Source organism: Bacillota bacterium (genome assembly GCA_024653485.1).
Taxonomy (GTDB): domain Bacteria; phylum Bacillota; class SHA-98; order UBA4971; family UBA4971; genus UBA6256.
In genome coordinates this window covers 217,656-231,900 of the sequence record JANLFY010000004.1, presented here as the reverse complement: position 1 = coordinate 231,900, position 14,245 = coordinate 217,656, and the positions used below count along the sequence as shown (strand labels likewise).

Below are 14,245 nucleotides of genomic sequence, written 5' to 3'. Positions count from 1 at the left end.
TTTTCTCAGTCCAGATGAATGTGTTTTGGGGTGACAAAATCACAGTCCGTTGACAGCCGACGCCGACCGGGATAGCGGAGGTCGGCGACCGCGACGACCGGGAGTCCCACGGCAGCGTGAGGCCCGCCCGCCTCAGCGATCCACTGATGCCTCCTCGTCCGTGGGGAGAATTGGCCGCCCGGAGACTTAGCGGCGTCGTGGGAACGCAATTGGCTTGGTTGAGAGCTGGCGCAATTACTGTGAGAATACAGTCCACGATAGAAGGATCTCTGAGAATGGCGGCGAAATACTCTCAGCAACTCAAATCTGCTGGCAGTGGACAAAATACAGATATTCGACATCATTTGACACATGTTTCTGGATTGGAAACAGGAGCGGGGGAGCGAGGATCGCAGCTCTGTGAGCGGTCGCTTGGAGCTGTGGGAGCGAGTAGCGAGACCGACCACCAGCCTGTTGTGGTATGTGGTGCGGTTTTTTCGTCCCGATCATTCAGCTCAGGGAGAAGAGCGCAGAGCAGCTGAGGTGAGATGGAATGGAAGTCGTCCGAAGGACAAGGCGTTGGTGGCGTCGGGAGCGCCAGATAAACCCGGGCCGCATCGACTCCTGGCTCGTGAGCTGCATCAGCGTTCTCGCCACTGCCGTCCTCGTGGCTTTGATCGTCCGCTTCGCGGGCTAGCTAGGATTCCCGAACACGGGTTCATGCAAGCTGCCTCGTGGCAGCTGTTCATGGGTGCCCCAATGACGTGTCACGGGGAGTCCGGTGGATGTGGCATGCAGAGGGCACGGCGTGAGATGTGCCGGCGTGCCTAGCAAGGGGAGGCCCACGGAGCTACCTCAAGAGCTCCGTTCAACCGTCCTCTAGCCACGAGTCAGGGATGTGGCGAAGGCAGTCGAAGCAACGACTCGGGTTGAGGTCTATCCCTCTGTCCGGCTTATGCCCGATCATCTCAGTGTCGAACACCGTTATAGCGCCTTGTCCGAGCGCGCGGAGGAACTTGCCGAAGGGGTCCGCCGTCTTCAGAGCGGACGGAGAGACCGTGTCGACAAGCCCAATACCGATCCCTTCGGCGGCGGGGACCCGGGAAGTGGCGCGGTTACCGATACTGCACGGTGGGCGCTGCAGGATGCGTCGGAAGCTGCGACCGTCAGCGGGGTTGCGGAGGAATCGCAAGTACGCTATCGCGTCCTTGACCTCTTGGCGCCCGGGGAATTCGTATCCGGGCGGGTGCCGTGTCCTTGTCCTCTCGCCGTGCCTCGCGGTGTTGGTCCCGCTCACCGAGGTCAGCGCGTGAAACGGAGTGGAAGACAAAACGGGCAGCGATTGGACCAAACCAACCGGTGCCCGCGTTCGTCTTCGTTCGCCTTCCCAGCGTATAGGCTATGTAACAATGAAATGGGGTGGATGATGGGATTCGAACCCACAGCCTCTGGAGCCACAGTCCAGCGCTCTCACCATTGAGCTACATCCACCACAATATTCCTGTTCAGCTCCGGCACGCACCCGTCAGGCCGTTGCAATGATGACTCGCGGCGACGACCAGAGTTGTTGATACCGGTGTTCGTTCTCCCGCGAGGGCCACTCAGAGGATATCACAGAACCCCTGCGGCGTCAAGAGCACGGCACTTCCCTCCAAGCACCCGCTCTCCCGACCGCCCACCCGCCAAGGGCCGGGCAATCCCGCTGCCCAGGGACAGCGCCTCACGTTCGCGTGGCGCCACGCGTTCATCCCTTGAGCGCGCCTGCGAGCAGTCCCCTGATGAAATAGCGGCCGAGGAGCACGTACACCACTACCGTAGGCAGGGCCGCGAGCACCGACCCCGCCATGGGCAGGTTCCACGACACAGCCTGCCCGCCCGCCAGGTTCGCCAGAGCCACGGTGATCGGCTGGGACGCCGGCCTAGCCAACGTCACTGCGAAGAGGAACTCGTTCCAAATCTGCGTGAACTGCCAGATGGCGACCACCAGGAACGGCGGACCGGAGAGCGGGAGGATCAGCCACCGGTATATGCGGAAGAAGTCCGCGCCATCGATGAAAGCGGCTCCAAGGAGCTCGTCGGGGATCTCCTCGTAGAAACTGCGGAAGAGAAGCGTAGTGATGGGCAAGCCGTAGACTACGTGGACGAGCACCAGACCGGGAAGGCCTCCGTACAGGCCTATCCCGCGCATGAACTGGAACAAGGGAACCAGGATGCTTTGGTATGGTATGAACATGCCGAAAACCACGAGCGGCAACACAAAGCGGGCGCCGGGGAATCTCCACTTGCACAGCACGTATCCGTTGACGGAGCCGAGCGCGGCCGAGAGGAGGGTAGCGCTCACGGCAAGCAAGACACTGTTCTTGAGCGAGGGGGCGAACTTCGCGAGAGCCGTCGTGTAACTAGCCCAATATGGACGCGCCGGGGGCACCCACGCCGTCATCAGGTTTATGTCGGCCGGTGCCTTCAGACTCGTGATGATCGTAAGGTAAACCGGGATTAGGTACACCACTGCAAGAAGGATGACAAGAGCCTGCATGACCCACCCTGTCCTGCCCGCACCGTGCTGATACATGGCCCGCTCAAGCCCTCCTTCCCCGGAAGGTCGCGACGAGATACGGGATTATCAAGAACGACACCATGACAAGCAAGACGACAGCGATGGAGGCTCCCTTCGCGAGCTCATTCCCGCGAAACGTCGTCAGGAACATGAGAATCGCTGGGACGCTCGTGGGAGCGTTGTCCGGTCCCGCCATCGCAAAGACGAGATCGAAGATCTTCAGCGCGATGTGCCCGAGGACTATTACGGCGCTCCACGTGATCGGAGTCAAGAGCGGGAGCTCCACGTACCTGTATACCTGAAGGGGACTCGCGCCGTCCACGCGCGCCGCCTCGCGCAGCTCGTCCGGGATCGTGCGAAGTCCGGCGAGGTACAGCGCCATAGTGTACCCCGACATCTGCCACGTCGCGGCTATGACCACCCCGATGAGGGCGAGGTTGAAGCCGTGAGGCTCCTCGAACGGGAGGATCTCGAGGCGCGCCAATCCCCCCGCAGCCGACCATGCCATCAGCACAACGCCTGGTAAGCCCGCCAAGGCGGCCGCACGGAGGCGCCGTCTGGCCGCCAACCACGCTGCCCAGGTGATGAACGCCGCCGCCGCGACCGCCACCGCGAAAATCGGCAGGGCCTGCCAGTTAAAACGGAGGGCTTGATCGCGGCTGCTGAGCCACAGGAAACTTGCGGGCGGCAAGCCCACGTACGAAGGGAGCACGTTCACGCCGCCACGGGGTTGAAGAAGCCATCGCCAGATCGTGCCTGTGACGATGAACGAAAGCGACATCGGAAACAGGAAGACCGTGCGGAAGAACGCCTCGCCTCGGATACGCTGGTCGAGGATGGTCGCCAGCATGAGGCCTAATCCGAGCGATGCGGCGACGAAGAGGACAGTGAAAAAGACCATGTTCACGAGGTCCTGTCGAAACCGCACATTGAGAAACCCGGTGAACATCTCCCGGTAGTTGTAAGCACCGACGAAGCGAGTATCGGGTTTGAGTGCCAGGGCGGCCCCCTGTCCCCAGTCGGTAAGCGAGATGTACACGGTCTGAGCGATGAAGCCATATACGAACACTGCGAGCAGGATAAGGGAAGGCAAAACGACAATCAGGGCCATGACGTGGTCGCGCCTGGACCGCACCTGCCACTCACCCCTTTCGATCCCGGACCGGGAGCGTGTGCCTCAACGTCTCAACGCGTAGTGTAGTCGGAACGCCGAGCTCGGCGTCCCCGGGGCCTTGGTCGAGGGCCCGCCGCCGCCCCCACGACGCTCGGAAGGTGCTTTTCGGCGTACCTAAGACGCCTCGCGGCAGGCCCTCTGTCGCCCGGTCCCCTAACGAGCTATGCCGGCCTGGATGGCTACAGCCTGAGCAGCGTTCGCCGCCGCCTCCGGGTTGCGGCTGCTCAGGAAGATCTCCATGACCGTCGCGAAGTCATTCATGAACCGCTCGTTGGCCACCACGCCGTGTGCGAGGCTGCCCGCGATGGCGTTTGTCCTCCAGTCTTTCGCTGCGCTCTGGAGGTAGGCGTTGTACTTGGACAAGTCGCTGTCCACTCGAGCACTTATGGACCCCTTGAGCGGGTTGAACGTGTCTTGGGCCTCCTTGCTGCCGAGCATCTTGAGCCACGCCAAGGTGTTCTCACGATGCGGCGCTCCCACCGGCAGCCCGAAGGAATCGGAAAGCATCATGAACACACCCGCCGTGCCTGGTGCAGGCGCCCAACCGAAATCCTTTCCGGGCTGAAGTTTGAGGGTGGTGAACATGTACCCCGCCGCCCAGTCGCCCATGACGTTGAACGCGGCCTGTCCCTTCACCACCATGTCGGTGGCCTGCTGCCAAGACAGGGACGGAGCGTCCTGGTTCGTGAACTCGAGCACCTTCCCGAAGACTCTCCAAACGTTCACGACGTCGGGGCTCTTCCACGAAAGCTTACCCTGCCACAACGCCTCCCATTTGTCCTTGCCCAGGCAGGCGAGGGCGACGCTCTCCCAGAGATGGGTGACAGTCCAGTTCTCGCCCAAAGAGAGAGGCACTATGCCCTTTGCCTTGAGGGTCGGCGCGATGGCGAGGAAGTCATCCCAAGTGGTCGGCACGTTGACGCCCCACTTCTGGAGGTTACCCGGCACGTACCAGAGCACGTTGGACCTATGAATGTTGACAGGCACAGACCATATACCCTTGTCGGTGCTGAGCAGCTTCAGCAGTCCCTCAGGGAATGCGGTCTTCCAGCCTTCGCTTGCATAGAGCCCGCTCAGGTCCTCCATACGCCCGGCCACGACCCACGTGCCGATGAGTTCCTGGCCCGCGTGCACCTGGAAGGTGTCCGGCGGCTCTCCGCCCAACATGCGGGTCTTGAGCACGGCCTTCGCGTTCACTCCGGCTCCGCCCGTGACTGTGGAGTTGATGACCTGAACGCCAGGATACTGCCTCTCGTAAAGCTTGATGAGCGCCTCCAACGCGGGGCCCTCATCTCCAGCCCACCAGGAAAAGATCTCGAGGCTGCCGCTGAGAGGAGCTGAGGTCGCCGCGGTGCCCAGGCAAGCGAGCAGGGTTACGCAGACTACCAGGACAGCCAGCCACTTCGAAGTCCTCATCTCTATCCCTCCTGATCTAATGATATCCGGGAGCAAGTCTCCCTCCACACTCTAGCGACTTCACCACAATCGAAGCCAACGAATCTCGCGGATCATTGGAGCCACTGGGCTCACTCCGCCAAGGTCCGACCGCGGCGTCGCCCGCGGCCGACACCACCTCCTTCCTTGTCTCGGCATGGCTCGCGGGGACGTCCCAGATCGCACGCCGCCACCGCGGCGTCGCCGCTCACGTCGAGGTCACGCACGCCCAGCCTGACCAAACCCAGCAATGCGAGGACAGCTTCATTTATGCTGTGAACTAAGTGAGCCGCCGCAGACTCTTCAGCCGTGCTCCGAGCGGCGCTCTTCCCCGCTCGAGCCTCGTCTTTCCTCACATTTCCTCGATGAGGAAGTCCTCCCTCGCTGAGAAGCCTTCCCCCTGTTCCGGCGGTACTTTCTACATCGCTCAAAGAACTCCTCCTGGCAGCGCCGCGCACCGCCACAATTGTCGGCAACGCGAGCCCCTTTGAACGTGAGGCATCGGTGGCGCTGCGCCGGTGAGCCATCCAGGCTTGGGCTGAAGCGGGAAACGTACGGAGCATGCCCTCGGTCAGTTCGGTTCCGACCGTCGCCTCAGGGGAACAGCTTGCGTCCTGAGGAAGGTAGCCCACCCGCACACCGTTGCGAAAGAAGAGTGCCCTGCCGCGCAGGCGCGGTCGACCGCGCCGGACTGTGACAGGGAACTCAGGGCAGTCACGTGCCGCACCCCGCTATCCTTCGGCCAGGAAGGCTATTTCCGTTGGGCACAGATTATCGACGTAGATATGCTCGTGGACAGAGAAGCCGACCACGGAGGCGCCTGCCCCGCAGGCTCCTCTGGCGTCCGCCGTGTACTAGAGAACTTTGCGAACCGTGTTCTGTTGATTGGGAAGTCTACCTGTTCCTCATCGCAGTCTTCCCGGTCGGCCTCCGTGAAAGGGGATGATGAGGTTCTGTCATGGGGTTACACACATGGCATTATGCCACGTTACATCACACATGGATCGCCATCCTGTGGACCGCCTCGGCGGCTTCACCTATCGCCTCCGCAAGCGTTGGGTGTGCGTGTATCGACCGTGAGAACTCCTCTACGGTCACTCCCATCCTCACCGCCGCCGCAGGCTCCGCAATCAGCTCCGTGGCGTGCGGACCCACGATGTGAACCCCGAGGAGCTTGTCAGTGCCTCCGTCCGCCACAATCTTCACGAACCCTTCCGCTTCGCCCATGGCAAGGGCTTTGCCGCTCGCTGAGAACGGAAACTTTCCGACCTTGACGTCGAAGCCCTTTTCCCTCGCCTGTCGCTCGTTCAGCCCCACGCTCGCCACCTCGGGCGAGGTGAAAATGGCGCTCGGCACGGCGTCGTACGACATGCGCCTCTTCCCGCCGGCTATGTTGTGAGCCGCCACGATCCCCTGCGCCGAGGCCGCATGCGCCAGCATGACCTTTCCGACCACGTCTCCGATGGCGTATATGCCCGGCACGTTCGTCGACATGCCGTCGTCCACCACGATCTCTCCCTTCTTCCCCACCTGAACGCCGGCATTCTCCAGGCCGAGCCCTTCCGAGTTCGGTCTCCTTCCGATCGAGAGCAAAGCTCTCGACGCCGTGAGCTGCTCACCAGAGTCGAGGCTGGCCACGGCTTCGCCTCTCTCCACAGCCATCCTCTCAATCTTCACGCCTGTCCGTACCGCTACCCCTCGCTTCTTCAAGGAAGCTGCCACGGCGGCTGCCGCATCTGGGTCTTCCATGGGCAGCACGGACGGCATTATGTCTACAACTGTGACCTTGCTTCCCAGGCTCGAGAAGATGAAGGCGAACTCGCACCCTATCACACCCCCGCCAACGATGAGCAGGCTCTCGGGCACGTCCTGAAAGTCGAGGGCTTCGTCGCTCGTGACTATGGTGTGGCCGTCGTGCCCGAACGACGGGAATATCACCGGTCTAGAGCCTGTCGCGATGATCGTGTCGCGCGCCCTCACCTCCACCTGCCCTTGCGCGTCGTCCGTCTCCACTTGAACGCGGCCCGGGCCGGTCATCCTGCCGGTGCCCGCGATGACGCTGACCTTGTTCTTCTTCAGAAGGAAGCCTATTCCGGCGCGAAGCCTCGCCACGACCTGGTTCTTGCGCGCCACCATCTTGTCGAAGCTCGCCCGCACCTCCCCAGCGGCGCCTGCCTCCACACCGTAATCGGCAAGGCGCCTCGCCATATCGAGAGCCTGTGTGCTCGCCACGAGCGCCTTTGTCGGGATGCAACCCCGGTTCAGGCAGGTCCCGCCAAGGTTCTCCTTCTCCACGAGGCACACTGAGCGCCCGAGCTGCGCTGCTCTAATGGCCGCAACGTACCCGCCGGGGCCTCCCCCTATCACCACCACATCGAACTCGGCCAACCCGCGACACCTCTTTCCCGGCAGCTGTCTTCCAGCTGGACCTGTGCACTATGCTTGCGATGAGTATATCCGCGGCACGCGCTTGCCTATGCCACACACGACTTCGTAGCTGATGGTCCCCAGTTTGTCCGCAACCTCTTCAACCGAGATCTCCTGGTCCCCCTGCCTCCCTATGAGGACCACCTCGTCGCCCACCTCCACCTCTAGGCTCCCCACGTCCACCATGCACTGATCCATGCACACGCGTCCGACTACTGGAAGCCTTCTCCCCCGTATCAGCACCTCGCCGCGGTTGGACAAGCCCCGCGCATAGCCGTCGGCATAGCCCACAGGGAGCGTGGCAATCACCGTGTCTTTCTTGGTAACATAGGTCGACCCGTAGCTCACGGGGGTGCCTGCACTCACCCTCTTCAGAAAGCTCACTCGTGTCTTGAGACACAAGGCCGGACGGATGTCAAGGTCCCTCTTTACCTTTTGAAACCTCTCCGTGCTGAACGGCGAGAGGCCGTACATCAGAATCCCCGGCCTGACCATGTCGAGCCAGGCTTCGGGAATGTCCACGCAAGCCGCGCTGTTCGCAGCGTGGCGAAACTGGATCTGCACCCCCGCGGAGTGCAGCGCCTCTATCACATCCATGAATCGAGACAGCTGCTCGTGGGCGAAAGTCTTGTCTTCTGCATCCGCACAGGCGAAGTGAGTGTATATCCCTTCGACTTCGATGTTGGGAAGCATCGCCACGCGGCGGACGAACCCCGCGGCTTGTCGCGCAGGAACACCGACGCGTCCCATCCCCGTGTCGACCTTGACGTGGCATTTCCCTTTCTTGCCTTCCTGCGTCGCAGCCACAGACAGCGCTTCGGCGAACTCGTATGTACTCACCGTGCAGGAAAGGCTGTAGTGAAGAGCCCGCCGCGCCTGGTTCGGAAAGAGCTGCCCGAAGACGAGAATTGGGGCTATGATTCCGCTCTTACGGAGGACCACACCTTCCTCGACTAGGGCGACCCCAAGCCACGTAGCTCCGCTCGTGAGCGCTGTGGTCGCCACCGGAACGGCTCCGTGGCCGTAGGCGTCGGCCTTCACCACAGCCATGATCTCCGGCCCAGGGCCGACTCTCCGCCGGATGGCCCCAATGTTGCGACTGATGTTCGCTAAGTCTATTTCAGCAACGGTAGGTCTGTCTTGCTGGCCCTCCCACATCCCCCTCACCCCTCTCGCCTACCAGGCCTTTGAAGCCCGCAAGCCTGGCCAGCGCCTCGGGCACGCACTCCAGGATGTCTCCAGCGATCATACCCATCTCGCCGCGCCTCGCAGCCGCGATGTCGCCGGCCAACCCGTGCACGTACGTTCCAAGCACCGCCGCGGCCAGCGCACTCATGCCTTGTGCGAGAAGACCAGCGATGAGCCCGGTGAGGACGTCACCGCTTCCTGCCGTGGCCATGCCCGAGTTGCCGGTCGGGTTGATGTACGCTTCTCCCGAAGGATCCGCTATCACGGTCCGCGCTCCCTTCAGGACCACCACCTTGCCCCATTGAGCCGCCGCCTTCATGGCGACCGCAAGGCGGTCTCTCTTGATCTCGTGCACTGAAAGACCGGTCAGCCTCGCCATTTCCCCAGGATGCGGGGTGAGTACGACGGGAGCCTTGGACGTCCTCAATGTCCCCGGGTCTTGAGCCACGGCGTTGAGCCCGTCCGCATCTATGACAGCAGGCACCGAGGTCGTCATGACCACGTTTCGCACGAGTTGGGCGGTCTCGCTGTGCATCGAAAGGCCAGGACCTATGGCGAGCGCCTCGACTCCTCTCAGAATGCCGTCAAGGAGAGCCTGCGCCTGCAGGGACACGCTTCCGGACTCCGTCTCGGGTAGAGCACGGGTGATGACCTCTGTGAACCTCGAGTGCACGATATCCTGCAAGCTCTTTGGGACCGCCAGCGTAACCAGGCCCGCACCAGATCTGAGGGCCGCGAGGCTGGTGAGCGTGGCCGCTCCCGCCATTCCTTGAGATCCGGCGACGACAAGCACCTTGCCGAAGCTGCCCTTGTGAGAATCGGGGTCGCGCACAGGAAGGCATCGCCTCACGTCGTCGGCCGTGGAAAGGTTCAGTTTGAGCCGTTCGTCTGCAAGGAAGGTCCTAGGGATGCCTATGTCCGCCACCACGAGCTCTCCTGCATAGGACGCGCCCGGGTAGAGAAGGAGCCCGATCTTGGGTAGTCCGAAGGTCACCGTGCATCTTGCCTTGACGCAGCTGGCGGACACCTTGCCGGTGCTCGCGTCCAGACCTGATGGCACGTCCACCGCCACCACCGGCCGCCCGGACTCGTTGATCGCATCGATCACTTGGGCGACGTACCCACCAGGCTCGCCCTTGAAGCCCGTTCCGAATATCGCGTCTACGACCACGTCCGATACCGACGCGGCGACTCTCACCCTGTGCACGTCGTCCGGGCCGATCTCCTCCACGTCGACTCCCATGCGCCTCAGAACGTCCAAGTTGACCTTGGCGTCTCCGCCCACCTCATCGGCCTTTCCGACAAGGAAGGTCTTCACCCGCACCTGGGAGTTCACGAGATGGCGCGCAGCTACGAACCCATCTCCGCCGTTGTTCCCCTTGCCGGCAACGATGCACACACGGCGCCCCGGCGTGCCCTCGAGAAGCCGCTTGACCGCATCGGCCACCGCCCGTCCGGCGTTCTCCATGAGCACCGTGCCGGGAATGCCCACCTCTTCGATGGCCTTCCTGTCGATCTCGCGCATCCCATCAGACGTCACGACCTTCAAACTCCCCACCTCCGAGCCCGATGGCGACTGCGAATGCTATGGCAGTGTCGCGAGTGTGGGCGATGCTCACCTCAACCCTGAGGACACCGCGTCGAGCGGCCTCTTCGGCCGCTCCGCCCGTGAGATGAACGCACGGCCTGCCTCCGGGCCCCTCCACGATAGCGATGTCAGTCCACCGAAACCCGCTTATCCCCGTGCCTAGGGCCTTGGCCACCGCCTCCTTGGCTGCGAAGCGTCCGGCGAGCTTGTCGTACCGGCCTCCCGCCGAAGCTCCCATCTCCTCGGACGTAAAGACCCGACCCTCAAGGCGATCGCCTTTGCGCTCTGCGAGTTCGCGGATGCGGGCCACCTCAACGATGTCCACGCCCACGCCCGTCACGCCGGGCACGCCTCTTCCCAGGCCAGCGCCGCTACCGGAGCCCCACCTCACCATTGGCGAGCCAAGGCCACCTACCGGGGAAGCGTCGTCGTCTCCCGTTGTCGGGATGCGGCTGCTGCCGCACCCGCTGCCTGCTTCCCCGGCTCGCGCCGGTGCCGTCCGGCGCGGGTCTTCCTCGTCCCGCGTTTCATTCGCCGGATCGGTCATCGGTCCCTCCGCCTCGTCCGGACGCCGGTGTCGGTCCCCCACGCGCCTCATTCCACTGTCACGCTCTTCGCGAGGTTCCTGGGTTTGTCTACGTCACATCCCCGCGCCACCGCCGCATAGTACGCAAGGAGCTGCAGTGGGATGACCGCCAGCACGGGCGCGAGGCACAGGTTGGCCCTTGGGATACGGATGACGTGGTCCACGTACTTGCCGATCTCATCATCTCCCTCGAAGGCGAGGGCGACAACGGTGGCTTCCCGTGCTTTCACTTCTTTGATGTTGCTCAGCATCTTCTCGTACACCTCGCGCTGTGTCGCGAGGGCGATGACGGGCACGCCCTTGACCACGAGAGCGAGCGTGCCGTGCTTCAGTTCGCCCGCCGGGTACGCCTGGGCGTTAATGTAAGAGATCTCTTTTAGCTTGAGGCTCCCCTCCATGGAGACCGCGTAGTCCAAGCCCCTGCCGATGAAGAACATCTGCTCCGCCCTGTGCAGCTGCTGCGCGAGGTCACGCACGACGCTGTCCTGCCCTAGAAGGATCTCTTCGGCGTACATGGGAAGCTTCTCCATGTCGCGGACGATCTCCTGCTCCTCCTCGGCACCCATGGTGCCCCTGCGCCTTCCCAGCCCCACTGCGATAAGAGCGAGCGCCACAAGTTGCGTGATGTATGCTTTCGTTGACGCGACTGCGATCTCCGGTCCTGCCCAGGTGTAGAGCACGTCGTCGGCTTCCCGCGCCACCGAGCTTCCCACTACGTTGGTGATCGCGACGACCCGGGAACCCCGTCTCTTCGCCTCTCTGAGCGCTGCGAGCGTGTCGGCGGTTTCTCCCGACTGGCTCACCACTACGGTAAGAGTCTTCGGTGAAACCATGGGATCCCTGTACCGGAACTCGCTCGCGACGTCAGCCTCCACAGGTATCTTCACGAGCCGTTCTATGAGCGCTTTGCCCACGAGCCCCGCATGGTAGGCCGTTCCGCACGCGACGATGAACACTCTCTCGATGCTGTCGAGCTCCGAGGCGGTGATTGGCACCTCGTGAAGGCTCACGGTCTTGGCGTCCCTGTCTATCCGCCCGGTGAGCGTGTCGCGGATGGCCCTGGGTTGCTCGTGGATCTCCTTGAGCATGAAGTGCTCGTATCCGCCTTTCTCGGCCATCACGGGGTCCCAATTGACGTGGACGATCTGCTTTCGCACCGCGCGCCCTTGTGAGTCGTATACGGTGGCGCTGTCTCGCGTGATGACCGCCACCTCCCCGTCTTCCATAACGAGAATCTCCCTGGTCGCCGCCATGACCGCGGGTATGTCCGACGCAAGGAAGTTCTCACCCTTTCCCAAACCTATGATGAGCGGGCTGTCCTTCCGGGCGGCGACTATTCTGTCGGGATCGCGCCGCGATATCACGGCTATGGCAAACGACCCTCGGGCGCGAGACAGCGCCTGCCGAACCGCACCTGCGAGATCCCCATCGTAGTGCTCCTCGATGAGATGCGGCAGCACCTCGGTGTCTGTCTCCGACTTGAACACGTGCCCTCTAGCCTCGAGCCAATCCCTCAGGGCCAGATAGTTCTCGATGATGCCGTTGTGGACCACGGCAAGCTGCCCCTTGCAGTCGCTGTGGGGATGGGCGTTCACATCGGAAGGCCTCCCGTGAGTCGCCCAACGAGTATGGCCGATCCCGACGCACCCGACTGGAGCTTCCCTGTTCAGCTGAGCCTCCAACTTCGCCAGCCTGCCCTCGGTCTTCCTGACCTCGATCGCCGCATTTCCCAGCACGGCGACGCCCGCGGAATCGTACCCCCTATACTCGAGTTTCTTCAGGCTGTCGATCAAGATGGGTGTTGCCTGGCGCGGCCCGATGTACCCGACTATTCCACACATGGTCTTGCTCCTTTCGAGTGGCTCAAACGATCAGTCGCTGCCGCTCTCTGCGGCCCTCCCGAAACCCGATGTCCCTCGGGGCACTGGGCCATCAGGAGAGAGCGTCGCCGATCACCTTGGCGACATCTCTTACCACTTCTTCCACGGCCTCCCGATCAGGTCCCTCCCCAAGCACCCGAACAAGAGGCTCCGTGCCTGACGGGCGGACGAAAATCCTCCCGTCGCTGCCGAGACGCGCTGCGGCGCGGGCGATGGCGCTATCGATCACCCCGTTGCCCACCAAGCCGTTCTTGTCGCGGACCCTCACGTTCACGAGGACCTGTGGAAACGTCTGCATCCATGAGGCCAACTCGGACAGACGCAGCCCAGTCTTGCGGACAACCGAAAGGAGCGCGAGGGCCGTTATGGCGCCGTCCCCAGTAGTGCTGCGATCGAGGAATATGATGTGACCCGATTGTTCCCCGCCCAGGACGACCCCTCTCTTCCGCATCTCCTCGAGAACGTACCTGTCGCCCGCCTTGGCCAGCACAACGGACCCGCCCTCACGCTCAAAGGCCTTCACAAGCCCCAGGTTACTATAGACAGTAGCAACGATGGTCTTCTGAGGCAACCGCCCCTGGCGGAGGAGGTACAGGCCGCATATGGCCATGATGTGGTCGCCGTCCACCAGTTGGCCCCTCTCGTCCACGGCCACGAGCCTATCTGCGTCCCCGTCGTGCGCCAGGCCGATGTCGGCTTTGGTCTCCAGCACCGCCCTGCACACCGCGTCAGGATGGGTCGAACCGCAATCAACGTTGATGTTGGTCCCGTCCGGCACGTCGCTTACAGAGACGACCTCGGCCCCCAGCTCCCTCAGCAGCCTCGGAGTGCTCGCGAATGCCGCGCCGTTCGCGCAGTCGACCACGATTCGCAGACCTTCCAAGGTCACGTCGCACGTGCTCTTCACAAACTTGACATACCTGTCTCGAGCGTCCGCGACCTCCAGACTCTTGCCCACGCCGCCACCGGTGGGCCGAGGCAAGCCGTCATCCACATCCAGCCTGACTCTCCCCGCCTCATCGAGGACGTGCCTCTCTATCTCCTCTTCCTCCTCGTCAGACAGCTTGAAGCCGTCGTGGGAGAAGAACTTGATGCCGTTGTACTCCACAGGGTTGTGGGATGCAGAGATCACGGCTCCCGCGTCCGCGCCGAGCTCGCGCACGAGGTAAGCCACGCCTGGCGTAGGCACGACCCCCGCGTGCAGGACGCGCGCACCGGCAGACATCATGCCCGCCGCCAAAGCCGCCGCGAGCATGTCCCCCGATAACCTGGTGTCGCGCCCGATGACGATGGACGGAGCGCCGGCTGTCGCGCCACGCTTCGCGGCCACCACTGCTGCTCCCGCGCGTCCGAGACGGAACGCGAGCTCGGGGGAAAGCGCGCCGTTGGCCACGTCACGCACCCCGTCAGTGCCGAAGAGTCTTCCCATCCG

The 14,245-nt window shown here is 62.9% G+C and carries 12 protein-coding genes and 1 tRNA gene; 1 reads left to right on the top strand and 12 read right to left on the bottom strand.

Translation table 11 applies throughout. The annotated features are described in order from the left end of the window. Positions 1–532: 532 nt before the first annotated feature. Entirely contained in the window at positions 533–676 is a 144-nt protein-coding gene (locus NUW12_04900) for a hypothetical protein (GenBank protein MCR4402109.1), read from the top strand. A gap of 171 nt (positions 677–847) precedes the next feature. On the opposite strand, the gene NUW12_04895 is transcribed toward NUW12_04900, so the two are convergent. The 12 genes from NUW12_04895 to glmM all read right to left on the bottom strand — a co-directional run bounded on the left by NUW12_04895 (position 848) and on the right by glmM (position 14,242). After that, entirely contained in the window at positions 848–1,276 is a 429-nt protein-coding gene (locus tag NUW12_04895) for a hypothetical protein (protein ID MCR4402108.1), read from the bottom strand. A gap of 118 nt (positions 1,277–1,394) precedes the next feature. Further along, a tRNA-His gene (locus NUW12_04890) sits at positions 1,395–1,470 on the bottom strand. Positions 1,471–1,723: 253 nt separating this feature from the next. Next, positions 1,724–2,551, bottom strand: coding sequence for a carbohydrate ABC transporter permease (locus tag NUW12_04885; protein ID MCR4402107.1), 828 nt, complete (start codon positions 2,549–2,551; stop codon positions 1,724–1,726). A gap of 7 nt (positions 2,552–2,558) precedes the next feature. Continuing rightward, positions 2,559–3,647: a sugar ABC transporter permease gene (locus NUW12_04880; GenBank protein ID MCR4402106.1), complete on the bottom strand. Its 1,089-nt coding sequence runs from the start codon at positions 3,645–3,647 to the stop codon at positions 2,559–2,561. 216 nt (positions 3,648–3,863) lie between these two features. Continuing rightward, the gene (locus tag NUW12_04875; GenBank protein ID MCR4402105.1) at positions 3,864–5,126 is read right to left on the bottom strand and encodes an ABC transporter substrate-binding protein; all 1,263 of its coding nucleotides are present in this window, start codon (positions 5,124–5,126) and stop codon (positions 3,864–3,866) included. A 110-nt stretch (positions 5,127–5,236) separates the two neighbouring features. Beyond that, positions 5,237–5,575: a hypothetical protein gene (locus NUW12_04870; GenBank protein MCR4402104.1), complete on the bottom strand. Its 339-nt coding sequence runs from the start codon at positions 5,573–5,575 to the stop codon at positions 5,237–5,239. 562 nt (positions 5,576–6,137) lie between these two features. Next, positions 6,138–7,532 (bottom strand): dihydrolipoyl dehydrogenase, encoded by a 1,395-nt coding sequence (lpdA, locus tag NUW12_04865; GenBank protein ID MCR4402103.1) that lies wholly within the window; start codon positions 7,530–7,532, stop codon positions 6,138–6,140. 48 nt (positions 7,533–7,580) lie between these two features. Next, a complete protein-coding gene (gene alr, locus NUW12_04860) occupies positions 7,581–8,729 on the bottom strand; it encodes an alanine racemase (protein MCR4402102.1) in 1,149 nt (382 codons plus the stop codon). Beyond that, the gene (locus NUW12_04855; GenBank protein MCR4402101.1) at positions 8,692–10,299 is read right to left on the bottom strand and encodes an NAD(P)H-hydrate dehydratase; all 1,608 of its coding nucleotides are present in this window, start codon (positions 10,297–10,299) and stop codon (positions 8,692–8,694) included. Before NUW12_04855 ends, alr begins: the two co-directional genes overlap by 38 nt. Then, positions 10,289–10,894, bottom strand: a complete 606-nt coding sequence (acpS, locus tag NUW12_04850; GenBank protein ID MCR4402100.1) for a holo-ACP synthase — start codon at positions 10,892–10,894, stop codon at positions 10,289–10,291. The genes NUW12_04855 and acpS overlap by 11 nt, the downstream gene beginning before the upstream one ends. A 47-nt stretch (positions 10,895–10,941) precedes the next feature. Beyond that, positions 10,942–12,774: a glutamine--fructose-6-phosphate transaminase (isomerizing) gene (glmS, locus tag NUW12_04845; GenBank protein ID MCR4402099.1), complete on the bottom strand. Its 1,833-nt coding sequence runs from the start codon at positions 12,772–12,774 to the stop codon at positions 10,942–10,944. Positions 12,775–12,865: 91 nt separating this feature from the next. Further along, positions 12,866–14,242, bottom strand: a complete 1,377-nt coding sequence (gene glmM / locus NUW12_04840) for a phosphoglucosamine mutase (protein MCR4402098.1) — start codon at positions 14,240–14,242, stop codon at positions 12,866–12,868. Positions 14,243–14,245 lie beyond the last annotated feature (3 nt).